This window comes from Gordonia sihwensis NBRC 108236 (genome assembly GCF_000333035.1).
GTDB lineage: Bacteria > Actinomycetota > Actinomycetes > Mycobacteriales > Mycobacteriaceae > Gordonia > Gordonia sihwensis.
Map to the genome: position 1 here is coordinate 95,492 of NZ_BANU01000019.1, position 26,851 is coordinate 122,342.

Consider the following 26,851-nt stretch of genomic DNA (forward strand, 5'->3'; position numbering starts at 1 on the left):
CGGAGGCTGTCGTGACGAACAGGTATCTCAGGTACGGTGATCGTCGTTTCATCATCAATCGCGAGACGGAAGCCCGCCTTCACCGCGCGCTCGACAAGGTCTACGCCGACGGGAGCGCGGGCCACGAGTGGCTCAACCTCTACCCCGACAGCGAGGCCGAGTGCCGGCTGCTGATCGCCGCGGGGGTGCCGATCACGATTGAGACGGAGCCGTATCTCGACGCTCCTGCTTAGCCGCGTCTGCTCTCTCCGCCCGCCGGCGCGCATTGCGCGGGAGGATGTACCGGGTGTCGATGAGCCAATAGGCCGCGAAGACCGCTCCGGCGAGGCCCCAGCCGAGCAGGATGTCGAAGACGTAGTGCTCGCCGCTGTAGACCAGCGCGAACGCCATGGTGAGCGCGTACCCCATGAACATCGTCTTGCCGAACCAGCGCGTTCGCGGCCACATGAACAGCGCGAGCAGCATCGTCAGTCCCGCATGCAGGGACGGGATCGCGGCGACGAGATTCGACTTCGTCTGACCGAACCGGACCGCTCGCAGCACCATGTCCAAGCCGATCACACTCCAGCCGCGGTCGGAGATCCGCTCCACGTACGGTTCGGCGCCGGGATTCTCCGGATGCACCTCACCGAGCAGGTTGCCGGGCACCTCGACGTCGGCCCGGTACATGCACGGCGGATCGTGCGGACTGTCGGCGACCTGCGCGACGGTGCAGCGGGCCGCCGCCCACGGCGGCGCCGCCGGGACCAGCGTGTAACCGACCAGGCCGAGGAAGCTCACCGCGATGAAGCACGCGGCGAACCGGCGCCACAGCGCCCGATCGCGCACCCACAGCACCGCGGCGGTCGCGTACGGAACGATGAAGTACGACATGTAGACCGCGCTGGTGATGACCTCCCACCACGGCGGCGAGGACTCCTTCAGATGCGACTGAAGCCAGACGGTCGGGTTGGTCCCGAAGATCCAGTGGTCGACGTCCGGCGCGAGTTGCCAGTGCGTCGGCATGTCGAGCCACACCGCGATGTTCCGGGTCCAGTCGTAGAGCATCAGGATCAGGACGAAGGGCAGCCAGTCGATCAGCACGGTGCTGACGCGACGGCGCCCGATGGTGGCGGCCGCCATCCCGAACGCGAGAAAGAAGATGAGACTCGTCCGGTCTGCGGCGATGCCGTACCGCCAGAAGTAGACGGCCAGGCTCACCGCCCAGATCGTCAGCAGGATCCGGCGCAGCAACCGGAAGTCGCGCACCTTCTCCTCGACGACTTCGATGGGCGCGTCGTCCGGGGGGAGATCCGGGATCGAGTCCGCACCGGCGGGAGGATCGTCTGGGTCGGGGTCGGATCCACCCGCCGTACCCGGCGACGCCGTGTCCACGCTCACGCCCGAGCCTCCTGCCCCAGTCGAGGACGGTGCCACCGTCCATGGCGAACTCTATAGAAGTTCTCCGGGAATTGGCTGTCAGTGCACCGGATGTCTTCCTTGCGGCCACCCCGGAGGCGGTCGGCCAGACGATAGGCTGGGTTCATGCGAGTCGGAGCCCATCTTCGCCAGGACGAGAACCCCGTCGCCACCGCCGAGGAACTCGGGATCGACATCTTCCAGATGTTCGTCACCGATCCGCAGAGCTGGAAGAAGCCCGAGCCGCATCCGCACGCCGAGCAGATCCGCGAGTCGCCGATCGACGTGGTCGTGCACTCGAGCTATCAGATCAACGTGGCGAGCCTGAACAACCGCCTGCGGATGCCGTCACGCAAGGCTGTGGAGCAGCAGGCCGCGGCGGCCGCCGACCTCGGCGCGATCGGCCTCGTGGTGCACGGGGGCCATCTGAAGGACGGGGAGGACGCGGCCGACGGATTCGCCAACTGGCGCAAGCTGTTCGAACGACAGGCGGACAAGGGCGGCTTCGGGGTGCCGATCCTGATCGAGAACACCGCGGGCGGCGATCACGCGATGGCCCGGACACTGGAGTCGATCGAGCGCCTGTGGGACGCCGTCGGAGACTTCCCCGAGGCCGGGTTCTGCCTCGACACCTGCCATGCCTGGGCCGGCGGTGAAGACCTCGTCGGCCTCGTGGAACGGATCAAGTCGATCACCGGCCGGATCGATCTGATCCATCTGAACAACTCGCGTGACGAGTTCGACTCGGGCCGCGACCGGCACGCCAACCTCGAGTCCGGCCAGATCGATGCGGAGGTGCTCGCCGAGTTGATGAAGACCGCCGGTGCACCCGGTGTGCTGGAGACGCCCGCCGACGGCATTCCCGACGATCTGGCGTATCTGCGATCGCTCTGACGGGCACCGGGCGCCGTCCGCTTGCATTTGTTAGCGGGGCCACACCGCACTCATATTGTCCGTCTGAACGGCTAGCGGTACGCTGTCAATAGTTACCGGCAAGTAACATAGTCGGCACCGAGTCAGCCACCGGAGCCACGCCCCCGGGAAACGAACTTCTAGAACAGCGAGTAAGGAAAACCATGGGCCATTACAAGTCCAACCTGCGCGATCTGCACTTCAACCTCTTCGAGATGTACAAGCTCGACGAGGTCCTCGCCTCCGGCGAGTTCGGCGACCTCGACCACGACACCGCGGTCGACATGCTCCGCGAAGTCAAGCACCTCGCCGAGGGCGTCATCGCCGACTCGTTCGCGGACGCCGACCGCAATCCCCCGGTCTTCAACCCGGAGGACCACAGCGTCACCATTCCCGACAGCTTCAAGAAGTCGTACAACGCCCTGATCGAGGCCGGCTGGGACAAGGTCGGCGTCGACGAGGAACTCGGCGGCCTGCCCGCACCCCGCTCGCTGTACTGGGCGATCGGCGAGATGATCCTGGGCGCCAACCCGCCGGTGTTCATGTACGCCGCCGGTTCGGGCTTCTCGAACATCTTCTACGACAACGGCACCGACGAGCAGAAGAAGTGGGCCGCCATCTGCTCCGAGCGCGGTTGGGGCGCCACCATGGTCCTGACCGAGCCGGACGCCGGCTCGGACGTCGGCGCGGGCATCACCAAGGCCACCCTTCAGGAAGACGGCACCTGGCACATCGAGGGCGTCAAGCGCTTCATCACCTCGGCCGACCAGGACATGACCGAGAACATCTTCCACCTGGTCCTGGCCCGCCCCGAGGGCGCCGGACCGGGCACCAAGGGTCTGTCGCTGTTCTTCGTTCCGAAGTTCCACTTCGACCATGAGACCGGCGAGCTGGGCGAGCGCAACGGCGCCTTCGTCACCAACGTCGAGCACAAGATGGGCATCAAGGCCTCGGCCACCTGTGAGGTCAGCTTCGGCCTGCACGGCACCCCGGCCAAGGGCTGGCTCGTCGGCGAGGTCCACAAGGGTATCGCCCAGATGTTCGACGTCATCGAGCACGCCCGCATGATGGTCGGCACCAAGGCCATCTCGACGCTGTCGACCGGCTACCTCAACGCTCTCGATTACGCCAAGCAGCGCGTGCAGGGCGCCGATCTGACGCAGATGACCGACAAGGCCGCTCCGCGCGTCACGATCACGCACCACCCGGACGTGCGCCGCGCGCTGATGACCCAGAAGGCCTACGCCGAGGGTCTGCGCGCCGTGTACCTGTACACCGCGTCGCACCAGGACGCCGTCGCCGCGAAGATCGTCTCCGGCGCGGACGCCGAGATGGCGCACAAGGTGAACGACCTGCTCCTCCCGATCGTCAAGGGCGTCGGCTCCGAGCGTGCCTACGAGAAGCTGACCGAGTCCCTGCAGACGCTGGGCGGTTCGGGCTTCCTGCAGGACTACCCGATCGAGCAGTACATCCGGGACTCGAAGATCGACTCGCTGTACGAGGGCACCACCGCCATCCAGGCGCAGGACTTCTTCTTCCGCAAGATCATCCGCGACAAGGGCCAGGCACTGGCCCACGTCGCAGGCCAGATCCAGGACTTCATCGACAACGGCCAGGGCAACGGTGGCGAACAGTTTGCGGCCGAGCGCGCACTGCTCAAGACCGCCAACGAGGACGTCCAGGCCATGGCCGCCAAGCTCACCGGCTGGCTGATGAGCGCGCAGGAGGATCCGAAGCAGCTGTACCTGATCGGCACCGCGTCGGTCCGCTTCCTGATGGCCGTCGGCGATCTGCTGATCGGCTGGCTGCTGCTGCGTCAGGCCGTCGTCGCGCAGGCCGCGCTCGACGCCGGTGCCTCCGGTGACGACAAGGCGTTCTACGAGGGCAAGGTGGCCTCGGGTGTGTTCTTCGCGAAGAACATGCTGCCGCTGCTGACCTCCGTTCGCCAGATCGTCGAGAACAACGTCGACAACGACCTGATGGAGCTCGACGAAGCCGCGTTCTGATCGGGCGGTTCAGATCCGGTCCACTCCGACCGGCGCAAGCGCAGGGACCCCGCCGGGAGCAGCCAGTTTTCCCGGCGGGGTTCTCTCGTCACCGGATCCGGTCTACGGTCGGATCGGCGGAACTTCGTCCGATTGGAGCGCGAGGCAATGAAAGCACTCGTCTATCACGGGCCCGGGAACAAGTCGTGGGACGACGTGCCCGAACCCCGGATCCAGGCGCCCACCGATGTCATCGTGAAGATCGACGCGACGACGATCTGCGGCACCGACCTGCACATTCTGAAGGGCGACGTCCCCGCTGTCACGCCGGGACGCATCCTCGGCCACGAGGGCGTCGGGACGATCACCGAGGTCGGCGCGGCGGTGACCACGCTGTCTGTCGGCGATCAGGTGATCATCTCCTGCATCAGCGCGTGCGGTAAGTGCGCCTATTGCAAGCAGGGCGTGTTCTCGCACTGCCTCGGCGACGAGGGCACCTCGGGGATCGGCTGGATCTTCGGCCACCTCATCGACGGGACGCAGGCCGAGTACGTCCGTGTGCCCTACGCGGAGACCTCCGTGTACCGGCTGCCCGACACCATGCGTCCGGAACAGGGCGTCGTCCTCTCGGACATCCTTCCGACCGGTCACGAGATCGGCGTCCGCTACGGCGCGGTCAAGCCCGGGGACGTGGTCGCGGTCATCGGTGCCGGCCCCGTCGGCCTGGCCGCGATCGCCACGGCGGGACTCTACGGCCCGAGCCGCGTCATCGCCGTCGATGTGGATGCAGGCCGCGTCGAGCAGGCCCGCAGGTTCGGCGCCACGGACGGCGTCGTGTCGTCCGACGACGACTGGCGCGAGCAGATCCTCGCGATGACCGACGGCCTCGGCGTCGACGTCGCCATCGAAGCGGTCGGAGTGCCGCAGACCTGGAACATGTGCCTGGACATCGTGCGCCCAGCGGGACACGTCGCGAACGTCGGAGTGCACGGCACCGGCGTCGACCTGCCGCTGCAGGATCTCTGGATCACCAACGTGACGATGACGATGGGACTGGTGAACACCGACACCCTCGGCACCCTGCTCAAGATGGTGGCGCAGCGGAAGATCGACCCGGACGTGTTCATCAGCCACCGGTTCGCACTGCACGACATGATGGACGCCTATGACGTCTTCGAACGCGCCGCGGAGACCAAGGCGCTGAAGGTGGTGCTCACCGCGTAGCGACGATCCGCTACCGCGCGTTCGCAGCCGCGATCACCGCGGTCAGCAGTCCCGGGTAGGCGGCTTCCATCTCGGCGTCGCGCAGCACGTACTCGGCTCCCTGGCCGGCGGGTCGGCGCTCGATCACGCCCGCCTCGCGCAAGATCTTGAAGTGATGGCTCGCGGTGGCCTTCGTGACGGTGTCGTACAACCCGGCGCACGAGACGGGCGCGCCCGCGCGGCTCAACCGCCGCACCATCTCCAGACGGACCGGATCGGCCAACGCGCTCAGCACCGCGTGCAGGTCGGCGACGTCCAACCGCGCAGTCGTCCCCGTCACGGGTCCACCTCCTCGAAAACAGTTTGATGGTCGTCGAACAGTTGCGGTACTGTCGTCACTGTTCGATCTCTATCAAACATACTCGAGGACGCCATGACCAGCAGCACCGTCACCCACCGACCGGTGGAGCGGACCACGCATCCGCAGGCGTGGTCGTACCTGCTCCTGCTCGCGCTTCTCGCGCTGGCACTGGGCTGCTCCGGACTGCCGTCGCCGCTCTATCCGATCTACCAGTCGGAATGGCATATGAGCCCGCTGACGATCACCATCGTCTTCGCGGTGTACGCGATCGGCGCGCTCGGATCGGCGCTGACCGTGGGCCCGGTCTCCGACGCCGTGGGCCGCAAACCCGTGCTCATCGCCGCACTGATCTCCATCCTCGCCGGACTCGGCCTGTTCCTCATCGCTACCAATGCGTGGGAGCTGATGATCGCCCGCTTCCTGCACGGAGGCGCGATCGGTGCCATCACCGTGGTGGCGGGCGCGGCACTGCTCGACGTCCGACCGCACGACGGCGCCCGCAACGGCATGGCCAGCGGTATCGCCCTCAACGTGGGGATCACGATCACCGTCTTCGGTGCCGCCGCCGCGGCGCAGTGGGCGTCGAACCCGCTGCGGGTGCCCTTCGCGATCGTCGGCGCCGTGGTCGTGGTGATGCTCGTCGCCGTGATCGCACTCGTGGAACCGCACACCGAACGCACCGGCGGCCGCATCCGCCTGCAGCGTCCGTCGATCCCGAAGGAGATCACCTCCGACTTCTGGTTCTCCGGAATCGGCATCATGACGGCGTGGTCGGTCCTCGGCGTCTTCCTGAGCCTCTACCCCGCGCTGACCCAGCACGCCACCGGCCACACGTCGGTGATCTTCGTCGGAGTCGTCGTGGCCGTGATGGCCGCGGCCTCCGCGGCGTCCCAGTGGGTGGGCGGCCGGCTCGATCCCCGCACCGCCGCCATCACCGGCGACCTGGGGATGATCGTCGCACTGCTGTCGGCGATCTGGGCGCTGCACACCGGGTCGACGGCATTCGTGATCGTCGATTCCATCGTGCTCGGCGCGGCCTTCGGTCTGGCCTTCGGAGGGTCTCTGCGGCATCTGAACGACGTCACGCCCCCGGATGCGCGCGGCCGGGTGATGAGCGCGTACTACCTGCTCGGCTACTTGGCGATGGGCGTTCCGACCGTCATCGCCGGGGCACTGTCGTCGTCGTACGGAACCGCCGAGGTGTTCCCGTGGTTCGCCGGTGCCGTGGCCCTGGCGTGCTTCACGGCAGCGGTGCTCGGCCTCCGGGGCGGTCGGCCGGATCGGGTGCCCGCGGCCGGTGCCTAGGGCGGAAGGAACCGTCAGCCCTCGATGCCGAGATCGACGAGCAGTTCCTCCGCGATCCGCTCCAGATCGGCACGGATGCGCGCGGGGTCGACATTCGGCGGCAGCCGGACCTCCAACTCCGCCTCGAACAGCATCCCACCGGCCATCGGGGCCTCCCGGGTGCCGGTCGTCATCTTCTCGATCGAGACCCCGCCGGCGCTCAGCGCCGCCGAGAGTTCGTGAACGATGCCGGGACGATCGTTCCCGAGCAGTCCGATCGTGAGCGCCGGCCAATCGGCGGTGCTCGGTTCGGCGCCGTCCGCCGAGTGGACCGCCACCTCCAGCAGCCCGTCCAGTCCGGTGACCGCGGCGATCAGTGCGTCGGCGCGCTCGTCGGGAACCGCCACGACGACGATGCCCGCGAACTTGCCCGCGAGTTGTGCCAGCTGACTGCGCTCCCAATTGCCGCCCTGCGCGGCGACCGCATCGGCGAGCGCCGACACCAGCCCCGGACGGTCGTCCCCGATCACCGACAGCACCAGATTCCGCATGGTCGAAGCGTATCGGGGAATGCTCACGCGGGCGGTCGCACCGGCAGGTTCTCCCGGAGGAATCGGCTCAATCTCTCCACAGCCGGCGTACGGATCGTCGAGGCCCAGGCCAGCCCGATGTCGCGGCGCAGCGTCTCCGGCGCCACCGGGACCTCGGCCACGCCGGCGATCGGGCGCCCGGCCCGCGGCAGCAACGCGATGCCCAGACCTCGTTCGACGAACTCGCGGGCGGTCGCGAACTCGGTGATCTCGATCGCGACCCTCGGCGTGTATCCCGCCGCGGCGCACCACTCCTGCGTCGCGCGCCGCAGATGATACGTCTCCGGGTTCGCGATGAAGTCTTCGCCCGACAGCTCCGCGAGCGCCACCGAGGAACGCCGCGCACTCCAGTGATTCTCGGGTACCGCCACGACGATCTCCTGTGAGCCGACCATCGCGTGCTCCACCTCGTGCGCGAGCGGAATGGTGATCGCGAGATCGAGCTCCCCGGACTGCAGATCGGCCACCAACTGTGCGCCGTGAGCCTGTTTGAGCTCCAGGCGGATCCCCGGATTGCGGTGGTGGAAGGCCGCCAGCAGTTCGGGCACCTCGCCGGAACCCATCGTCAGCGGAAAGCCGAAACGAACCGATCCGGTGCTCCCGTCTCCTGCGTCGACCGCGCGCTCCACAGCGTGTTCGAGCGCGGCGAGCGGTGCGCGGATGTCGGCGACCAACGACAGCGCGGCCGGAGTCAACCGCACCTTGCGTCCGTCTTTGATCAACAACGGAACGCCCATCTGCGCTTCGAGCGCGTGCAGGCGCCTGCTCATCGAACTCTGCGAGACGCCGAGCGCAGCCGCCGCGGCGGTCATCGAACCGCCGTGGGATTCGAGTGCGGTCAGCGCGCGCAGCCGAGGGGACAGCTCCCCGGTCCATTCATGCACAATCGGATCATATTCCAGCCGAATCACATTAGACGGATCATTAGCGGCGGACGAGCATCGAATACGTCACCTCGACGCGAAGGAGAGCCCGATGAGAATCCGTACCGCAGCCGTCGACCTTCCCGACGCCGACGTCGTCCTGGTGGGCGCGGGCATCATGTCCGCCACCCTGGCCTCGATGCTCGGTCACCTGGAACCCGAGTGGTCGGTGGTGGTGCTGGAAGCCGCCGATCGCGCCGCAACCGAGAGCAGCGATCCGTGGAACAACGCGGGCACCGGCCACTCAGGCTTCTGCGAACTCAACTACATGCCCGACCCGGAGGACTCCGCGAAGGCCGAGTCGATCGCGGCGCAGTTCCTCCTGACCCGCGAATGGTGGGCACATCTGGCAGCGGCCGGCGGGCTCGACCCCGCGTCGTTCATCCACACCACCGGGCACCTGAGCGTCGTCTTCGACGGGGACACCGACTACCTGCGGCGCCGTCACGCCACACTGCGCCGGTCGCCGCTCTTCGACCGCCTCGAATTCACCGACGATCCCGCCACCGTCGGCGCATGGGCCCCACTGGTGACCGACGGTCGCGCGCCCGGACCGATCGCCGCCACGCGGCATCCGGACGGGACGGACGTCGACTTCGGGGCGCTGTCGACGGGTCTGCTCGAGACCTCCGGTGCCGAGGTCCTGTTCGGCCATCGGGTGCGCCGGATCGCCCGCGACGCTCACGGCCGGTCCACCGTCACCGGCCGCGGTCGGGCGGGCCGCTTCCGCATCCGCGCTCGGCATGTCTTCGTCGGCGCGGGCGGACAGGCCCTGCGGCAGCTGCAGAAAGCGAAGCTCGACGAGGTGAGCCGCTACGGGGTGCTGCCGGTCGGAGCGGCCTTCCTCCGGTGCGACGCGCCGGAGGTGGTCGCACGGCACGACGGCAAGGTCTACGGGCAGGCCCCGATCGGCGCCCCGCCGATGTCTGTGCCGCATCTGGATCGCCGGACTGTTCGCGGCCGCGACCATCTGATGTTCGGCCCGTACGCAACGTTCAGCACCCGGCTGCTCAAGGGCGGGCACCTGTGGGACTTCTTCGCCACACTGCATCCGCGGAATCTGTGGACCGTGATGTCGGCCGCGGCGACGAACCTGGATCTCGTCCGGTACCTCGTCTCCGAACTGCTCGCGGGGCGCGCGAAACGGTTCGCGCAACTCCAGCGGTACCTCCCCGAGGCCCGCGACGCGGACTGGACCCTGGTGCACGCCGGCCAGCGCGCGCAGCTCGTCACGCCCGGCCCGGGAGTCGCCGGAGTGCTGCAGCAGGGCACCGAGTTGATCGTGAGCGCCGACCGGCAGGTCTCCGGACTGCTCGGCGCATCGCCGGGTGCATCGACGGCCGTGCCGATCATGATCGATCTGCTCCGACGCGCCTTCCCCGCCGAATGGTCGCAGCGGTGGGCAGAGGACCTGCACGCGGCAGTGCCCGATCTGCGCGTCGAGGAGTGGACCCACGACGACGTGCGCCGCGCGACGGCCGAGACCGCCCGCGCACTGCGGCTGCGACCGCCGGCCGAGCACCGCTGAAAGACGAGCGACGGCCCCGCATTCGTGCGGGGCCGTCGCAGGCGTCGATCCGGTGCGGAGACTCTACTTCGGTGGCATCCGGATGCCGCCGTCCACGCGGACCACCTCGGCGTTCATGTACGAGTTCGTGATGAGCTCCTCGACCATCGACGCGAGCTCGTCGGGCACGCCCAGACGCTTCGGGAACAGCACGCTCTCGCCGAGCTTGGCCTTGAACGCCTCCGACTCCGGACCCGAGCCGTAGATGGGGGTGTCGATCAGGCCGGGGGCGATGCAGTTCACGCGGATGCCCGCCGCCGACAGGTCGCGGGCGACCGGCAGCGTCATGCCGACCACGCCGCCCTTCGACGACGAGTACGCGGCCTGGCCGATCTGGCCGTCGAAGGCCGCGACGGATGCGAGGTTGACGATGGCGCCGCGCTCTCCGTTCGCATTCGGCTCGTTGCGGCTCATCGCGGTGGCGGCGAGGCGGACCGTGTCGAAGGTACCGATCAGGTTGATCGCGATGACCTTCTTGTAGAGGTCCAGGTTGTGCGCCGAGGCGAACTCGCCGTCGCGGCCGATGGTGCGCTGGGCCCAGCCGATACCGGCCGAGTTGACCACGGCCTTCAGCGGTCCGAGCTCGACAGCCTTGTTGACCGCCGCCTCGATCTGTGCGGTGTCGGTGACGTCGACAGCGACGAAGACGCCGTCGATCTCCTTGGCCAGGGCCTCGCCGTCCTCGGCCTTCAGGTCGGCGATGACGACCTTGGCGCCCCGCGCGGCGAGCCGGCGAGCCGTCGCGGCGCCGATGCCCGAGGCACCTCCGGTCACGATTGCACTTGCTCCATTGATATCCATGTCGGGGAGCATATCTGCCGGTGACCGGCAGCACAGCGCCGGGGCTGAAACACGTTTCAGTCCGCGGCTTCCGCAGGGCCCGATCAGCGGCAGCGGACCACCGGTTCCGGGTCGTATTTGACGGTCCGGGTGTGCCGGTAGGTCTCCTGGCCGGTCTTGAGACTGCGGATGATCCTGGTGTTGGACGCGGTGAAGCCGGGCTGACCGCTGCTGGGCACACAGCTCTGCCCCGCCGGGACCTCCACGGTCGTCGGTGAGGTCGGATCGGTGCGGTCGCCCGTCACCGATTGGACCTCGACCGTCTTGGTGCTCCACATCCGGACGGTGATGCTCGACGGCGTCCACGACGTGTCGATGACGATCCCGTACGGCGTGTTGTTCTTGAACTGCAGATCGATGGCGCCCTCGAACACCGTGGCCTCGCGCGCCTCGGGATAGCGCGAGATGTAGTAGCTGTGCTCGGTGTGGGCGACGTCCTCCAGCCCGGCGAAGTACGAGGCGTTGTACAGCGTCGTGGCGAACTGCGAGATGCCGCCGCCGACCGCCTCGGACGGACGGCCGTGATCGATGATCCCCGACTCGACGTAGCCCTGGGCCGTCCCGCGCGGTCCGGTGTAACCGTTGAGCGAGAAGGTCTGGCCGGGCAGCACCAGCGCGCCGTCCACCTCTTCGGCGACGAGCCGGATGTTCTCCCCCGACGGTCCGCTGAACCCGCCGGTGGTGAACTCGGACACAACTTCCTTCACCCCCAGCTTCTTCGCCCGCTTCGTGTCGACCTTGGGTCGGGTGATCTTGTAGGCCACCCGGCCCGACCGGGAGTCGGCGGAGACAGCCAGCTTCTCGATCTCGGCGGCTGTCCGGGTCCAGTCGACCGCGGCGCCGTCGGACGACGGCACCACGACGGGCGCGCCGCCGGTCAGCCGGAAACTCGCATCGACCGGGGTCGACTCGGTCTTGGCCGCGCGGTCGCCGAGGACTTCCAGCGCCTTCTTGGGATCCACGTGCGGGGTCAGACCGCCGCGGCCGTCGGGCACGAACGACACGAGCGCGCCCGCCTCCCGCGGTGAGACGATCACTCGCGCTCCGCGTCCGGCGAGCGGGACCGCCGACGCCGTCACGTTCTGGGCCGGCCCGTCGAGGGTGGCCTGAACCGTCTCAGCCGAGACGGTCGGCGAGAAGGGCTCCATCTCGAGGTCGATCGGGTGACCGCTGAGCCAGTTGTCGGCGATGGCCTGCTTCGCGGCCTCGCGCTTGATACGCAGTCCCTTGGACGGGAAGTCGCCGACCGGTTGCAGACCGTCGAAATGGACACCGCCCTCGACGGCCGCCTTCTCGAGCGACTCCCGATGCTCGTCGAGCGCCGCGTTGAAGTCGGCGTCGTCGAGCGAGACGACCGGGGCCACATCGCGAGAGAGGCCGATCATGCCGAGGAATCGATCCCAGGGATTGCGCGGCTGGTCCATGAGGCGCGCGAGCGTTGCTTCGACGTCGAAGTCGGCACCGAGCGCGGCCGGATCGATCTGCGCCGAGCCGGAATCAGTACGCACCGAGACCGGGCTGTGTGCGGCCACCGTCAGTCCGGTGAGCTTCGCGCGCGCCTGATCTTCGGTGAGGTCGCCCAGATCGAACTCGGCGATGTGTGCGCCGCGGGCCGTGTGGCCGTGGGTGAGGATCGCGTCGATCCCGAAGATCGCGCCGACGAGCAGCAGCGCGCCGATGAGCGCGCGGGCGACCCACCGGCGGTGATCGGAGCGATCGTCGGAAGAGGTCACAACTGTCGAATCCTAGCCGGGAACAAGAGCTCCGGCTGAACCGCCGGGTCGGGGGTCTGGCGGTTCAGCCGGAGCTATCCGGTTTATAGGTGGCGGGTGCGGGGGCGTTACACATCTGCGGGAAAAACTTCGGAGTTCTCATCGATGATCGCGAAGGCCCCGGTCAGCGCCGTGCGGCGGCCGACCGGGGCCTGCGATCCGATGCGGGGATCAGCCTTCGACGATGGCCGTGACGCCCTGGCCGCCCGCGGCGCAGATCGACACCAGCGCACGACCGCCGCCGTTCTCCTTGATCTGCTTGGCGGCCTGCGCGATGATCCGGCCGCCGGTGGCGGCGAACGGGTGCCCGGCGGCCAGCGAGGAGCCGTTGACGTTGAGCTTGCTGCGGTCGATCGAGCCCAGCGCCCCGTCCAGGCCGAGACGCTCGGTGCAGTACTCCTCCGACTCCCACGCCTGCAGGGTCGCCAGGACCACGGAGGCGAAAGCCTCGTGGATCTCGAAGAAGTCGAAGTCGGCCAGGGTGAGGCCGTTGCGCTGCAGCAGGCGGGGGACCGCGTAAGTCGGTGCCATGAGCAGCCCGTCGGGGCCGTTCACGTAGTCCACCGCGGCGGTCTCGGTGTCGCGCAGGTAGGCCAGCACCGGGAGGTTCTTCTCGGCGGCCCACTCGTCGGTGGCGAGCAGGACGGCCGACGCGCCGTCGGTGAGCGGGGTGGAGTTGCCCGCGGTCATGGTGGCGTCGCCCAGGCTCACGCCGAAGACCGGCTTGAGGGTGGCCAGCTTCTCCACCGACGAGTTCGGACGGAGGTTCTCGTCGCGGGTGAGGCCCATGAACGGGGTGATGAGGTCGTCGAAGAAGCCGCGGTCGTAGGCGGCGCCCATCTTCTGGTGGCTGGCGGCGGCCAGCTCGTCCTGCTCGGCGCGGCTGATGCCGAACTCCTTGGCGGTGATGGCGGCGTGCTCGCCCATCGACAGGCCGGTGCGCGGCTCGCCGTTGCGCGGGATCTCGATGCCCAGCTTGGTCGCCAGACCGAGTGCGGCCTTGATCCGGTCCACGGTGCTCTTGGCCCGGTTCACCTCGAGCATCTGCCTGCGCATGTCCTCGGAGACGCCGATCGGGGCGTCGGAGGTGGTGTCGACGCCGCCGCCGATCGCGACGTCGTAGCGGCCTGCGGCGATGCCGTCGGCCACGATCTGAATGGCCTGGAGACCGGTGCCGCACGCCTGCTGGACGTCCACCGCCGGGGTGTAGGGCGACAACGACGAACCGAGCACCGACTCGCGGATGAGGTTGAAGTCACGCGAATGCTTGAGCACCGCGCCGCCGGCGACCATGCCGAGTTGCTCGCCCTGCAGGCTGAAACGGCTGACCAGCCCCTGGAGTGCGGCGGTGAACATGTCCTGATTGCTCGCGGTCGCGTACGCGCGGTCTTGACGCGCGAAGGGAATGCGATTGCCGCCGAGGATGGCGACCGGGCGCTGCTGACGGGTTTCCGGCTGGCGGGGCGTGTACGAGGCCACAACTTCTCCTGGAGAGTCTCGGATGTCGACAGATCGACCTTGAGAGTATTCTTACTCCCGAGTAAGTTAATTGTCGACTCCTGAACCTGCGGTACATGTCACAGACGAGCGGGCTACTGCTCGTCTGCGGCATCCGCTTAGGGTCTCCGGCAGGACCGGTACCCGACACGGGACACGGATTCGTTTCACAGACATCGAAGGAGATAGTCGTGGCAGGCAACACCGACCTGTATTCGTCCATCGTCAACAGCGGCCCGGGCGCTTTCATCGCTTCGCGCGTCGGTCTTCCGCAGCCGCCGGCACTGCGTCGGTACTCGCCGTCTCAGCCCGCTCTCGCCGGTCCGGTCCTGCTCGGCGGCGCCGGACGTCTGGTGGAGCCGGTGCGGGAGATCCTCAGCGCGGGCGACGACTACACGCTGGTCGAGAACAACGCCGGCGGACGCAGCGCCGACAAGCTCGGCGCCGCGGTCTTCGACGCCACCGGCATCTCCAAGCCCGCCGATCTCGAGCAGCTCTTCGAGTTCTTCACGCCGATCATGCGTTCGGTGGGCAACTCGGCGCGCTTCGTGGTGCTGGGCACCACACCCGAGCTGACCGCTGAGCCCGACGAGCACGTCGCGCAGCGCGCGCTCGAGGGCTTCACCCGCTCGCTCGGCAAGGAGCTCCGCAACGGCGCCACCGCCCAGCTGGTCTACGTCTCGCCCGAGGCCAAGACCGGCCTGTCCGGTCTCGAGTCGACCCTCCGCTTCCTGCTGTCGGCCAAGTCGACCTACGTCGACGCCCAGGTGATCCGGGTCGGCGCCGCCGACGCCGCTTCGGTGGAGAGCTGGGACAAGCCCCTCGCCGGCAAGGTGGCCCTGGTCACCGGTGCCGCACGCGGCATCGGCGCCACGATCGCCGAGGTGCTGGCGCGCGACGGCGCCCATGTCATCGCCGCCGACGTCCCGGCCGCGGGCGAGGCCCTCAGCGAGACGGCGAACAAGGTGGGCGGCACCGCGCTGCCGCTCGACGTGACCGCCGAGGACGCGGGAGCCAAGGTCGCCGAGCACGTTCTCGAGCGTCACGGCGGCCTGGACATCATCGTCAACAATGCGGGCATCACGCGCGACAAGCTGCTCGCGAACATGGACGCCGGCCGCTGGAACTCGGTCATCAGCGTGAACCTGATCGCACCGCAGACGCTGGTGAACGAGTTGGTCGAGCGCAAGGCCCTCCGGTCGGGCGGCGCCGTGGTCGACGTCTCCTCCATCGCGGGCATCGCGGGCAACCGCGGCCAGACCAACTACGGCGCGTCGAAGGCCGGCGTGATCGGCCTCGTCGACACCTACGCCCCGATCCTGGCTGAGAAGGGCATCACCATCAACGCCGTCGCCCCGGGCTTCATCGAGACCGCGATGACCGCCGCCATCCCGCTCGCCACGCGCGAGGTGGGCCGTCGCATGAATTCGCTGCAGCAGGGCGGACAGACCGTCGACGTCGCCGAGACCGTGGCGTACTTCGCCAACCCGGCGTCCAACGCGGTCACCGGCAACGTCGTCCGCGTGTGCGGTCAGAGCCTCCTCGGCGCCTGACGGGACCCTGCCATGACCAAGACCGTCACTCTGACGTCCCTGCCGGGCGCGGGCCAGATCTACCCGAAAGCCGTGAGCGCCATGCTCCCGGTGATCGGCAAGCCGGCCCGCGTCAGCGCGGACGCGTCACTGCCCGACACCGTCTACCGGATCGAGAACCTGCGCGTCGACGAGGCGCAGCTCAAGGAGTACTGCCGCACCACGGGTCTGCAGTTCGGTGCGCAGGTGCCGTTGACGTACCTGTTCGTTCTGCAGTTCCCCCTCGCGATGACCGTGATGGTCTCGCCGGACTTCCCGTTCGGCGCGGTCGGCGCGGTGCATCTGGAGAACCGGATCGAGCGGATCCGGGCCATCGGCGTCGACGAGCCGCTGACCGTCTCGACTCACGCCGAGAACCTCCGGGAGCACCGCAAGGGCATGCTGGTGGACGTGGTATCGGAGTTCCGCGTCGGCCGCGAACTGGTCGCCGTCCAGACCGGCACGTTCCTCAAGCAGCAGCGCACGAGCCTGTCGGACGCCGAACGAGGCCCGGCGCCCAAGGACGTCGCACCGCCGCCGCCCGATCGCGTGGTCAGCGTCGACCTCGGTCTGATCCGCCAGTACGCGAACGCCTCGGGCGACCGGAATCCGATCCACATGGCCGACCTGACGGCGAAGGCCTTCGGCTTCAGCCGCGCCATCGCCCACGGCATGTGGAGTGCGGCCGCCGTGCTCGCGAACGTCGAGGCTCAGCTCCCCGAATCGGTCGTGTACTCGGTCCGCTTCGGGAAGCCGATCCTGTTGCCCGCGAAGGTGAACATGTACACCGACCGGGTGGCCGACGGATACGACCTGTCGATCCTGAACCGCCGCAAGGGCTATCCGCATCTGACCGCCACGACGCGCCCGCGCGTCTGACCGCTTGCCCGGACTCGGTGAGTCTCCCTCAGGCTCGTTGAGTCCTCCTCAAGGCTTGTTGAGCGAGCGCAGCGAGTCGAAACGTGTGCATGTCTGTTTCGACTCGCTCCGCTCGCTCAACTGGCCTAAGGAAGAACCCACGCAACTGGCCGAAGGTAGAACCCGCACGACACGCCGCAAGGGCAACTCACCGAGTCCTCCCCAGGCTCGCTGAGTCCTCTCCCAGGCTTGTTGAGTCCTCTCCCAGGCTCGCTGAGTCCTCTCCCAGGCTTGTTGAGCGAGCGCAGCGAGTCGAAACATGTGCGCGTCTGTTTCGACTCGCTCCGCTCGCTCAACTGGCCTAATGAAGAACCCACTCAACTGGCCGAAGGTAGAACCCGCACGACACGCCGCAAGGGCAACTCGCCGAGTCCTCCCGCAGGCTCGCCGAGTCCTCCCCCAGGCTTGTTGAGCGAGCGCAGCGAGTCGAAACGTGTGCATGTCTGTTTCGACTCGCTGCGCTCGCTCAACTGGCCTAAGGAAGAACCCGCTCAACTGGCCTAAGGAAGAACCCACGCAACAGGCCTCAGGAAGAACTCGCTCAACAAGCTTGGGAAGAGTTCGCTCAACTGGCCTGGAAGGCTCACTCAAACCGGGCCCGGCCGGCGTGAGGGATCCGACTATGTCTCGTCGCCGACGGCGTCCTCCGACACTCCGACACCGCGCAGACCGCGCCAAGTGATGCCGAGCAGCAGGTCGGTGGCCGTTTCGAGGTCGATGTCGCCTTCGGCGATCCGGTCGGCGACGGCCTCGCCTGCGCCGACGAGGGCCACCGCCGTCAGCTCGAAGTCGACGTCGCTCGCACCCTCGGTGGTGGTGCCGCGGCGGATGAGATCGGTGATCATCGAGGTGATTCCCTCGCGGCTCTCGGTGACGATGTGCGCGAACGTCGCGGTCCCGACCGCCACCCGGTAGAGCACCCGCCACGAATCAGAGTTCTGATAGACGAACCGGAGGAACTCGCGCACCAGCGTGCGCGCCTGGTCCTTCTGCCTCATGGTGGGATCGAAGCCCGCCGACATGGCTTCCATGAACCGGCCGGACTCGCGCGCGATGCAGGCGCTGAACAGTTCGTCCTTGGAGCCGTAGTAGAGGTAGAGCATCGGCTTGGATATCTTGGCCTCGGCGGCGATGGCGTCCATCGAGGTATCCGCGAAGCCATTCGCGGCGAACGCTGAAATCGCAGCATCGAGCATCTGCTGCTCTCGAACTGCCCGCGGCAGCCGCTTGGTTCCGCTAGCCATGACTACAAACTTACCATCGAGTAAGAACGCGTCAGGAGCAGTTCACCACGTGCTTGGCCTTCAGGATCCGGAGCACCGAGCGGTCGATCCGGCGCTGCGACAGCTTCCCGTCCGCGACCGCCTTCTCCAAGGTGTCCAGCACCGAGGTCACGTGATCGGTGGAAAGCCACAGGCCGATGTCCGAGCCGGCGGTGATCGCCTTCAGCACCGCCTGTTCGATCGTGTACTTGTCGGTGATCGCCTTCATGCCGGACAGATCGTCGGAGAAGACGACGCCGTCGAACGCCGGTCCGTTGTACTTCTTGCCGGTGCGCAACATGCCGATCGCCGCCGGACTGATGCTCGCGGGCGTCTCCGGCCCGGTCAGACCCGGAACGATCAGGTGCCCGACCATCACGCCCGCGGTCCCGGGACTGCGCAGCAGAGTCCGGTACGGAACGAGATCGGTGTTCTGCATGTCCGCCAGCGGAGGCGTGGTGACGGCGCCGGTGTGCGAATCCCCCGATGCGTGCCCGTGGCCGGGGAAGTGCTTGTACACGGGCATGATGCCCGCGTCCTGCAGCCCGCGCGCATAGGCACCGGCGTACTCGGTGACCACCGCGGGATCGTTCGAGAACGACCGGTCGCCGATCACCTCGTCGTCGGGCTCGGCACTGACGTCCGCCGACGGAGCGAAGTCGACGGTAACACCGAGCTTCGCCATCTTCTCGCCGGCCGCCTTGGCGAGCTGCCGGACCTGCTCGGGAGTCTTGGTGCGCGCCAGCACACGCGCCGACGGCATGTCGATGCCCAGCGACTTGAGGCGGCTCACTCGGCCACCCTCCTGATCCACGGTCACCATCAGCGGGACCTTCTGGCTCTTCGAGAGCGTGGCGACGGTGCCGTCGCTCAGCATCGACAGGTCGGTCCAACTGCCGACGAACACTCCGCCGATGTGCTCCTTCGCGACCACCCGCCGCGCGTCGGCCCCGTTCTGCACCCCGACCACCAGCAGCTGAGCGAGCTTGTCGCGCAGCTTCATCCCGGCCAGTTCCTCGGAGCCGCACGCGGCGGGAACCGTCGGAGCACTGCTCGAGGCGGAAACGGTCCGCGAACTCGTCGTCGTGTGCGACGACGGTGCGGCCTGATCGCCGGTCGACTCCGAGCACGCCGCGGAGGCGAAGAGGCCTGCCGTTGCGACGAGGGCGACGAGAGCACGGCTGGGACGTAGATGCGTGAGCGGGCTCATCCACCCAGTGTTTCATGCTCGCTCGCGACGGCGGATCGGCGCGGCGGACGAAGCCCGGGCGGCGCCGACTGAACTGGTACCTTGGAATCCATGCTGCGTGAACGCCTGATCTATGGTGCCGTCGCCGGAGTGGCCGGCGTGCTCGTCGGCATCGGCGCCGTCTTCCTCGGCGGGCAGCTCGCCTCCGAAACCAAGCCGTCGACCGACGTGAACAGCTTCAACGCCGACAACGGTTTCGTTCAGGGATCGGTGGACTACGGATCCCGCGGCGGCGGAGACGCCAACAACTGACTCGCGCACTCCTCCGCCGGTCCGCTCGGTCGAGTCCCGCAGCAACTGAGCCGGGCGGCCCGGGCCGGATTCTGACGCGGGCGCAGGCACTCATCGTCGCTGTCGTGGCGCTGGTGGTCTGTCTACTCCAGCGCCCCGGCCGCATCTCGCCCGACACCAAGCTGGACCTGACCGCCGATCCGATCGGGTTCCTCACCCGCGCCGCGCACCTGTGGTCGCCGGATGCCCCGATGGGCCAGATCCAGAACCAGGCCTACGGATACTTCTTCCCGCACGGCCTGTTCTTCGCCGTCGGCGAGATCCTGCACGTGCCGCCGTGGATCACTCAGCGATTCTGGTGGGCGATTCTGCTGACCGTCGGCTTCCTGGGCGTGGTCCGTCTCGCCGAGGCGCTGCGCGTCGGGTCGTTCACATCGCGGCTGATCGCCGGTTGGGTCTTCGTACTGGCCCCCCGCGTGATGACCACGCTGGGCACCATCTCCTCGGAGACGCTGCCGATGATGCTGGCGCCCTGGGTGCTGCTCCCGGTGGTCCGGGCTCTCGACGCGTCCGACCCCCGTCCACTGTGGCGCAACGCGGCCCGGTCCGCATGCGCGGTGGCGCTGATGGGTGCGGTGAACGCCGTCGCCACGGCTGCGGCGGTGGCGGTGTCGGCGATCTGGTGGCTGCTGGCGACTGCGCGGCGCGACCGGGGACGCCGCCGTCGCGGACTGGTCTTCGGCGCATGGTGGGCGGCGGGTCTGGCGATGGCGTGCCTGTGGTGGGTGGTGCCGCTGCTGATCCTCTCGCGGGTCTCCCCGCCGTTCCTCGACTTCATCGAGTCGGCGAGCGTCACCACCGAATGGACCTCCCTCACCGAAGTGCTGCGCGGCACCGACTCGTGGACGCCGTTCGTCTCCCCGGAACGCGCTGTGGGCGCCGTTCTGGTCTCCGAGCCGGCCGCGGTGGTCGCGACCGGCATCCTCGCCGCCGCCGGGTTGGCCGGTCTCACGATGCGGGCGATGCCGCACCGCCGCCGCTTCCTGACCATCCTGGTGACCGGCCTGCTCGCCTTGTGCCTCGGATATCCGGGAGCATTCGGTTCGCCCGTGCGTGAGACCGTCATCGCCTTCCTCGACGGTCCGGGCGCCGCGCTGCGCAACATCCACAAGTTCGATCCGCTGGTCCGGCTCCCCCTCGCGATGGGAATCGCGCATCTGCTCGCGCGTGTCCGTGTCCCGATCCGCAGCCGCGGTGCCGAACGCGGGGTGGCCGCCGCACTGGTGGTGGTGATCGCCGCGTTCGGCTCCGGGTCGTTGCTGTGGACCGGCGGGCTGGCACCGGCCAAGAGCTACCGCGCCGTCCCCGACTACTGGCAGCAGACGGCCGACTGGCTCGACGCCGCGCAGGCCGGCTCCTCGACTCCGTCGCGCGCCCTGGTGGTCCCGGGAGCGCCCTTCGCCGACCAGATCTGGGGTCTCACGCGCGACGAACCGCTGCAGGCGCTGGCGCACTCGCCGTGGGCCGTCCGCGACGCGATTCCCCTGACGCCTCCGGGCGCCATCCGCGCGATGGACTCGGTGCAACGGGCGCTGAGCTCGGGCCGCGGATCACCGGGACTGGCCGCGACACTCGCCGAGCAGGGTGTCGGATACCTGGTGCTGCGGGCCGATCTGGACGCGGTGACGTCACGGTCGGCACGACCGCTGCTGGTGGCGCAGGCGATCCGCAACTCACCCGGACTGACGGAGGCGGCCCGGTTCGGTCCCGACGTCTCACCGCCGACGCTCGACGGCGTGGTCGTGGACGACGGACTGCGTCCGCCGATGCCGGCGGTGACGGTCTACCGGGTCGGACCGCCCGACGGCACCGGTGCCACGACCGCCGGCGCGCCCGGACTGGTGGACGTCGGCGCGATGACGCGGGTGACCGGCGGACCGGAGGCCCTCGCCGCGGTGGAGGACGCCCGCAGCCGAGCCGGAGAGGAACCGCTGGGTCCGGCGCTGCTGACCGCGGACGCGAGGCGCGCGGGCCTGCCCGACGCTCCGGCGGTGGTGACCGACTCCCCTGTCGACCGGGAGACCGACTTCGGGCGGGTCGACGACCATTCCTCGGCTATTCGCGGCCCCGACGATCCCCGGCTGACCAAGAACGCGGCGCCGGACTACCCGGTGCCGGGCCAGCCGCTGGTCCGCGCGCAATGGCTGCTCGACAACCAGCCGGGCATGGTGCGCGTGACCAGTTCGGGCTCGGCCGCCGACGCGACGCAGCCCGGCCGGACGTCGCCTGCCAATTCCACCGCCGCCGCCTTCGACGGCGATCCGGACACCGCCTGGGTCAGTCGCGGTCTGGAGTCGGCGGTCGGCAGGTGGCTCTCGATCGACTTCACCCATCCGCAGGACGACCTCGCGGTGACCGTCACGACGGCCAAGGCGCTCGGGCCGGACGTCTCGACGCTGCTGGTCTCGTCCGATTCCGGCAGCACCGTGGCTCAGGGAGTGAAACCCGGAGTGCCGACCCGGATCCTGGTGCCGTCGGGGCCCACGTCGAGCGTCCAGGTCCGCGCCATCGACACCGCCGACGGCTCGGCCGGTAATCAGTTCGCGATCGCCGAACTGTCGGTCGCCGACGCGAACACCGGTGTCCCGCTGTCGATCCGGCAGCGCACGGTGCTGCCGACACTCGACGCCGCAGACGACGTGTCCGGCTGGGTGCTCTCCCCCGAACTCGGTCCGATCCCGGATTGCGTCACCGCGGCGGACGGCCGGGTGCGCTGCTCGCCGGCGGTGGGGTTGAGTCCGGAGACGCCGGGTGTGTTCTCCCGGACCCTGTCGGTGCCGTCGCAGACCGACGCCGATGTGCATGTCACGCTGCGACCGAAGTCCGGCGGTGAACTCTCGGATCTGCTGGCCCGCACCGGCGTGATCCGCGCGGAGGCGCAGTCGTCGGTGGCCGATCCGCGCGGCAACGCATCGGCCGCCGTCGACGGTGATCCGAACACCACGTGGACCGCACCGGATCCGGACACGTTCCCGAAGGGAAGGAAACCCGTTCTGACCCTTCATCTGCCCGCCCCTCGCGAAGTGTCCGGGATCCGTCTCCAGACGCCCGCGGACTATCCGGCGCACCCGACCCGCGTGTCCGTGGAGTTGCGGGACGGTGATCGGACGGTGGCGCGGACGACAGCGCGGGTCGGCACGGACGGGGTGCTGTCGGTTCCCGCCGCCCGCGCCGACACCGTGGTGCTGACGATCGAGGAGCAGAGCGATCTGATCGACGTCAACGATCTCGGTTTCGCGAAGGACGCACCGGTCGGCATCAGCGAGGCCCAAGTGCTGCCGGGCGGCCCGAACGTACCCGACGACGACCATCGCATCATCGAGATCGGCTGCGCCACAGACCCGTCCGGCCCGTACGGCATGGGTGTCACGGCAGCCGGCCAGATGCTCCGACTGCATGTCCGCACTACGGTGGGCGCGCTGCGCCGCGGCGAGAGCGTATCGGCGACCGCGTGCCCCGGCCCGTCGCTGCGACTGCCGGCGGGTGAGCAGGAGGTCGCGGTGAATCCGGGACGCGCCTTCACCGTCGACGCGGTGACCCTCCGGCGTCCCGGCGCGGAGGCCTCCTCGCCTGCGGTGACGCACCCGCAGGTGACCGAATGGGCGCCCACGGACCGGAGGCTGACGGTGGACGCCGCCGACACCGACCGCATCCTGTTCGTTCCCGAGAGCACGAATCCCGCCTGGCATGCACGCGCCGACGGCCGAGAACTGAAGCCGGTCGTGGTGAACGGCTGGCAGCAGGGCTGGATCGTGCCGGCGGGAACGGGCGGCACCGTCGCGCTCACCGTCGACCTCGACTCGCCGTACCGGTGGGCGCTGGGCGCCGGTCTGGCGCTGGTGGTGGTTCTGTTCGCCGTCGCCTTCGGTCCGAGGTTCGGACGGCGCCGCTGCGAGCCGGCCGTGCGGCCGGACGACGGCGTGCGCGCCGGACGAGGCGCGGTCGCCGCGGCATCCGCCGCGGCCCTCGCGGCGGCGTTCCTGCTGACCGGCTGGCCGGGGGCGCTGATCGCGGCGGCGACCGGGGCCGTCACCTGGCGGCTCTCCGCCCGCCTACGACCGGCGCTGACGTTCACGGCGATGCTCGCGGCGACGGTGGCGCTGGCCACGGGGCCCTGGCATTCGGGCACCGCCTACACCGGCTACAGCGGCTGGGCCCAGGCGTTCGCGCTGATCGCCGTCAGCGCGGCGGTGGCGGCGGCGCTGTTCGGCCGGCCGCGGTGACGCCGGCGCGTTCCGGCGTCGGTTCGTCGGCGAGCACCTCCGCGGTCCGTCGCTTCTCCCGCGCCGACAACCGCGCCCGGAGCGGTTCCTCGACGAACGCGTAGCTGGCGGCCGAGAGCGCGACGGTGATGATCACCGTCAGCAGCCACACAGTCACGAAGTGACCGTCGAACATCGGAATGCCGAACAGCCCGAAGACCACGCTCAGCACCGCGAGATGCCAGATGAAGATGCCGTACGACCATCGGCCGAGCGCGTTCATCACCCGAGAGTCGAGGAAGACGAACGGGCCGTCGGACAGCACCAGCGGCGCCAGCACCGCGAATGCGGCGACGGCGCCGAGCGCCATCTTGGCCACGTAGGCCAGATGAGTCATGTCGCCGAGCCCGACCGGTCCGGCGATCGGCGTGCACGCGAGTGCGTACGCGGCGACGAATACCACGAGCTTCACCCGGCGGTCGGCGCCGAGCCGCACTGCGCGCGATCGGCGGTCGAGCCGGCCGGCGGCGAGGGCGGCCGCGATCTCGGACAGCACCAGACCCACGGCGAACCACGGCAGGTACCCGAGCACCCAGTTGCGCGCTTCAACACCGGCGGGAAGTGCGAGCAGTCGCGTCACCCAGGTCCACCCGAGGCTGACGATCGCGACCCCGACGATGATCGGGACGCGGCGGCGGGCACCGGCACCCCGTACCCGGTACAGCGCGAAGCCGATCACGGGCAGAAGCAGGTAGAACGCGACCTCCACCGACAGACTCCACATCTGGGTGAGGCCGGGCGCGAGAGTGAGGGGGACGAACACCTGGGTGAGGGTGAGATTGGCCAGCCAGACCGTCGCCGAGGCGCCGCGCGCCTGCGGCAGCAGAGCCAGTACCGCGACCACCACCAGCGCGTACGCCGGCCAGATGCGGACGAAGCGATGTCGGAGATAGCGGCGCACTGCGGGCCGAGAAGCAGCCTCGTCGCGAGCCGCCGCGGCATACGGGCGCCACAGCAGGAATCCGCTGAGCGCGAAGAACAATGCGACGGCGAGGTCGAGGCGGCCGAGGATCTCTCCGAGCACCGGCCACTGCGTCGCCCGCGTCTGGAAGGCGACGTGCGTCGTCAGCACGCCGAGCGAGGCCACGGCGCGCAGGCCCTCCAATTGGGGGTAGAAACGCCGGGCCGGTGCCGGCTGCGAGTCAGACATGTCCTGCCCAGGGTAAGCCGCGCGAGCGCGGCGGCGGGAGCCCGGACGAGCGGCCGGCCCCCTCACATACAGTCGACGCTATGTCCGACGCCGCTTCCGACAGCCCCCGGACCGGTCCGCGCTGGTCGACCCGGGAGCTCATCGCCCCGACCGCGTTCTTCCTCGGCGCACTGTTGCTGGCAGCGGCGGTCGCGATGGGCCCGATCATCGGTCCCGGCCTGAGAAAACTGCCGCTGAGCGTCGACCAGACGTGGATCGCCGACTCCTCCGACGACACGACGGTCCTCGACCGCTGTTCCATCGACTCCCCCGCGGCGAGGGTGCTCGAGGCGCATCTGCAGCAGCGCCGCCGGACGGTTGCGGTGAGGCCGTCGGACTCTGACGTGGTCACACTGCAGGCGGCCACGGCGCTGGGCGTGGACTCGTACCTCGTCGACGGCAGGGTCCAGGACGCCGAGCGAGTCTGCGCAGAGCCCACGTTGGCCGCGACCATCGACCGGGTGACGGTGAACCGGGTGACGGCGTCGCCGACCGGGCGGTCGGAGATCCAGTACGACGACAAGCACGCCGCCGTCGCCGTCCCCGACCGCCGAGGTCGCACTTACGCACTGCCGTACGGCTTCGACGATCCCGGCGACTACTTCGACGTCACCACCAGGCAGACGGTTCCGCTGCAGGCCGCGGGCGAGACCGAGATCGACGGCCGCAGGGTGGCCCGGCTGCGCGCGGTGATCCCCGACACCGACCTGGGCGCGCTGGGAACCGATCCGCGCGGAGTGATCACCCGCCCGGCCTCGTGGTTCGGCACCTTCCCCGGAGTGGCGCCGAGCCGACGACTGACCGCCAGCCTCCATCACCGCGCCACTCGGGACCTGTTCGTCGACACGGCGACCGGCGTGGTGGTGGACGAGCGGATCGAGATCGAGGAGGAGTACCGGTTCGCGCCGGGCGAAGCCGGGTCGAATCCGGCGCTGACGGGATTTCGCCTGCCCAATCTGAGCACCGTCCTCACCGGTGATCGGCAGAGCCGGATCGACGGGGCCGACGCCGCCCGGCACCGCGCCCGCCCGGTGACTCTGGTGACGCGGACCCTGCCCGTCGCACTCGGCGCCGTGGGCGTGCTGGCGCTGATCGGCGGAGCGGTGTACGTCTACCGCACCGGCGTGCGGAACGGGCGAGAAGACGACGGCGTCAGGAAGCGGTGAGCCAGGCGCCGGTCGCGGCCACCGCGCAGGCCGCCGCCCCGGCGGCGACGGCGACGAGTCCGGCCACCGAATCGACCGCGGTCAGGATCACCGACACCTCCACCACGAGGACCACGAGCGCCGGGATCGCACCCCGCGCGCGGTCGCGAGCGATCGCGGTCAACAGCATCAGCTGCAGCACCGCGAGCAGGGCTCCGGTGAGCGCGAACAACCACATCAACCCCGCCACCGGCCGGTAGTCGTCGGAGATCACCACGGGCACCAATCCGCCGCCGACGGCGGCGATCAGGGTGGTGACCAGACCCGTCAGCGCGAGGACGCCGACCGCGCCGCGGAGAGCGGCGGCCGAACGCACCGGGTCGGCCAGCCTCGGGTACACCACCACGCCGATGGCCTGCGGCAGCCAGAACGCCGCCTTGGTGGCGACGGCGCCGAGCGCGTAGACGCCCGCGTCCCCGGCGGTCAGCACCGATCGGGACAGCAGCAGATCCACCGACACCGCGACGATCATCACGAACTGCACGCCCGACGCGGCGACCACCGCCGACAGCGTGAGCCGCGACCCGGGCGCTGCCGCGCCTCGGGAGCGTTCGGCCGGACCGATCGCGGCT

At 69.1% G+C, this 26,851-nt stretch carries 21 protein-coding genes and 1 pseudogene; 11 read left to right on the plus strand and 11 right to left on the minus strand.

What is annotated here, in order from left to right; all coding sequences use genetic code 11:
• Positions 1-11 precede the first annotated feature (11 nt).
• On the plus strand, positions 12-233 hold the full coding sequence (locus GSI01S_RS12975; RefSeq protein ID WP_006897028.1) for a hypothetical protein: 222 nt from the start codon (positions 12-14) through the stop codon (positions 231-233).
• On the opposite strand, the gene GSI01S_RS12980 is transcribed toward GSI01S_RS12975, so the two are convergent.
• Entirely contained in the window at positions 193-1,380 is a 1,188-nt protein-coding gene (locus GSI01S_RS12980) for a phosphatase PAP2 family protein (RefSeq protein WP_006897029.1), read from the minus strand. The genes GSI01S_RS12975 and GSI01S_RS12980 overlap by 41 nt on opposite strands.
• Positions 1,381-1,524: 144 nt before the next feature.
• On the opposite strand from GSI01S_RS12980, the gene GSI01S_RS12985 reads away from it, so the two are divergent.
• The 3 genes from GSI01S_RS12985 (at position 1,525) to GSI01S_RS12995 (ending at position 5,519) form a co-directional block, all read left to right on the plus strand.
• Positions 1,525-2,292: a deoxyribonuclease IV gene (locus tag GSI01S_RS12985; RefSeq protein WP_006897030.1), complete on the plus strand. Its 768-nt coding sequence runs from the start codon at positions 1,525-1,527 to the stop codon at positions 2,290-2,292.
• Positions 2,293-2,474: 182 nt separating this feature from the next.
• Positions 2,475-4,316 carry an acyl-CoA dehydrogenase gene (locus tag GSI01S_RS12990; RefSeq protein WP_006897031.1) on the plus strand — a complete coding sequence of 614 codons (1,842 nt, stop codon included), beginning with the start codon at positions 2,475-2,477 and terminating at the stop codon, positions 4,314-4,316.
• Positions 4,317-4,463: 147 nt separating this feature from the next.
• The gene (locus GSI01S_RS12995; RefSeq protein ID WP_006897032.1) at positions 4,464-5,519 is read left to right on the plus strand and encodes a zinc-dependent alcohol dehydrogenase family protein; all 1,056 of its coding nucleotides are present in this window, start codon (positions 4,464-4,466) and stop codon (positions 5,517-5,519) included.
• Between the two features lie 10 nt (positions 5,520-5,529).
• On the opposite strand, the gene GSI01S_RS13000 is transcribed toward GSI01S_RS12995, so the two are convergent.
• The gene (locus GSI01S_RS13000; protein WP_006897033.1) at positions 5,530-5,838 is read right to left on the minus strand and encodes an ArsR/SmtB family transcription factor; all 309 of its coding nucleotides are present in this window, start codon (positions 5,836-5,838) and stop codon (positions 5,530-5,532) included.
• A gap of 93 nt (positions 5,839-5,931) precedes the next feature.
• Here GSI01S_RS13000 and GSI01S_RS13005 point away from each other — a divergent pair, with 93 nt between their 5' ends.
• Positions 5,932-7,164, plus strand: a complete 1,233-nt coding sequence (locus GSI01S_RS13005) for an MFS transporter (protein ID WP_006897034.1) — start codon at positions 5,932-5,934, stop codon at positions 7,162-7,164.
• A 14-nt stretch (positions 7,165-7,178) separates the two neighbouring features.
• On the opposite strand, the gene GSI01S_RS13010 is transcribed toward GSI01S_RS13005, so the two are convergent.
• Both GSI01S_RS13010 and GSI01S_RS13015 read right to left on the minus strand, forming a co-directional pair.
• On the minus strand, positions 7,179-7,694 hold the full coding sequence (locus GSI01S_RS13010; RefSeq protein WP_006897035.1) for a glycine cleavage system transcriptional repressor: 516 nt from the start codon (positions 7,692-7,694) through the stop codon (positions 7,179-7,181).
• Positions 7,695-7,717: 23 nt separating this feature from the next.
• Positions 7,718-8,617: a LysR family transcriptional regulator gene (locus tag GSI01S_RS13015; protein ID WP_006897036.1), complete on the minus strand. Its 900-nt coding sequence runs from the start codon at positions 8,615-8,617 to the stop codon at positions 7,718-7,720.
• A 91-nt stretch (positions 8,618-8,708) separates the two neighbouring features.
• Here GSI01S_RS13015 and GSI01S_RS13020 point away from each other — a divergent pair, with 91 nt between their 5' ends.
• Positions 8,709-10,184, plus strand: coding sequence for a malate:quinone oxidoreductase (locus GSI01S_RS13020; RefSeq protein WP_006897037.1), 1,476 nt, complete (start codon positions 8,709-8,711; stop codon positions 10,182-10,184).
• Positions 10,185-10,247: 63 nt separating this feature from the next.
• On the opposite strand, the gene GSI01S_RS13025 is transcribed toward GSI01S_RS13020, so the two are convergent.
• From GSI01S_RS13025 to GSI01S_RS13035, 3 genes are all read right to left on the minus strand, one after another.
• On the minus strand, positions 10,248-11,024 hold the full coding sequence (locus GSI01S_RS13025) for an SDR family NAD(P)-dependent oxidoreductase (protein WP_039867696.1): 777 nt from the start codon (positions 11,022-11,024) through the stop codon (positions 10,248-10,250).
• Between the two features lie 83 nt (positions 11,025-11,107).
• The gene (locus GSI01S_RS13030) at positions 11,108-12,796 is read right to left on the minus strand and encodes a VanW family protein (protein ID WP_006897039.1); all 1,689 of its coding nucleotides are present in this window, start codon (positions 12,794-12,796) and stop codon (positions 11,108-11,110) included.
• A gap of 210 nt (positions 12,797-13,006) precedes the next feature.
• Positions 13,007-14,314: an acetyl-CoA C-acetyltransferase gene (locus GSI01S_RS13035; RefSeq protein WP_006897040.1), complete on the minus strand. Its 1,308-nt coding sequence runs from the start codon at positions 14,312-14,314 to the stop codon at positions 13,007-13,009.
• Between the two features lie 203 nt (positions 14,315-14,517).
• Between GSI01S_RS13035 and GSI01S_RS13040 the strand changes: the two genes are divergently transcribed.
• Both GSI01S_RS13040 and GSI01S_RS13045 read left to right on the plus strand, forming a co-directional pair.
• Entirely contained in the window at positions 14,518-15,885 is a 1,368-nt protein-coding gene (locus GSI01S_RS13040) for a 3-oxoacyl-ACP reductase (protein ID WP_174302296.1), read from the plus strand.
• Positions 15,886-15,897: 12 nt separating this feature from the next.
• On the plus strand, positions 15,898-16,782 hold the full coding sequence (locus tag GSI01S_RS13045; RefSeq protein WP_006897042.1) for a MaoC/PaaZ C-terminal domain-containing protein: 885 nt from the start codon (positions 15,898-15,900) through the stop codon (positions 16,780-16,782).
• Between the two features lie 659 nt (positions 16,783-17,441).
• Here GSI01S_RS13045 and GSI01S_RS13050 read toward each other — a convergent pair.
• Together GSI01S_RS13050 and GSI01S_RS13055 are read right to left on the minus strand one after the other, a co-directional pair.
• On the minus strand, positions 17,442-18,065 hold the full coding sequence (locus tag GSI01S_RS13050) for a TetR/AcrR family transcriptional regulator (protein ID WP_006897043.1): 624 nt from the start codon (positions 18,063-18,065) through the stop codon (positions 17,442-17,444).
• 31 nt (positions 18,066-18,096) lie between these two features.
• Entirely contained in the window at positions 18,097-19,293 is a 1,197-nt protein-coding gene (locus tag GSI01S_RS13055; RefSeq protein ID WP_006897044.1) for a glycoside hydrolase family 3 N-terminal domain-containing protein, read from the minus strand.
• A 90-nt stretch (positions 19,294-19,383) separates the two neighbouring features.
• Between GSI01S_RS13055 and GSI01S_RS13060 the strand changes: the two genes are divergently transcribed.
• Together GSI01S_RS13060 and GSI01S_RS13065 are read left to right on the plus strand one after the other, a co-directional pair.
• A complete protein-coding gene (locus tag GSI01S_RS13060) occupies positions 19,384-19,584 on the plus strand; it encodes a DUF2613 domain-containing protein (protein WP_006897045.1) in 201 nt (66 codons plus the stop codon).
• Positions 19,585-19,688: 104 nt separating this feature from the next.
• Positions 19,689-23,846, plus strand: coding sequence for an alpha-(1->3)-arabinofuranosyltransferase (locus tag GSI01S_RS13065; protein ID WP_006897046.1), 4,158 nt, complete (start codon positions 19,689-19,691; stop codon positions 23,844-23,846).
• Here GSI01S_RS13065 and GSI01S_RS13070 read toward each other — a convergent pair.
• The gene (locus GSI01S_RS13070; RefSeq protein WP_006897047.1) at positions 23,803-25,035 is read right to left on the minus strand and encodes an acyltransferase family protein; all 1,233 of its coding nucleotides are present in this window, start codon (positions 25,033-25,035) and stop codon (positions 23,803-23,805) included. The two genes, GSI01S_RS13065 and GSI01S_RS13070, sit on opposite strands and share 44 nt — an antisense overlap.
• A gap of 80 nt (positions 25,036-25,115) precedes the next feature.
• Between GSI01S_RS13070 and pgfA the strand changes: the two genes are divergently transcribed.
• On the plus strand, positions 25,116-26,240 hold the full coding sequence (gene pgfA, locus GSI01S_RS13075; protein WP_006897048.1) for a cell envelope lipid trafficking protein PgfA: 1,125 nt from the start codon (positions 25,116-25,118) through the stop codon (positions 26,238-26,240).
• Here the strand turns inward: pgfA and GSI01S_RS13080 are convergent.
• Positions 26,227-26,851, minus strand: a pseudogene (locus GSI01S_RS13080) (polysaccharide biosynthesis protein); the annotation flags it as partial. The gene pgfA and the pseudogene GSI01S_RS13080 sit on opposite strands and share 14 nt — an antisense overlap.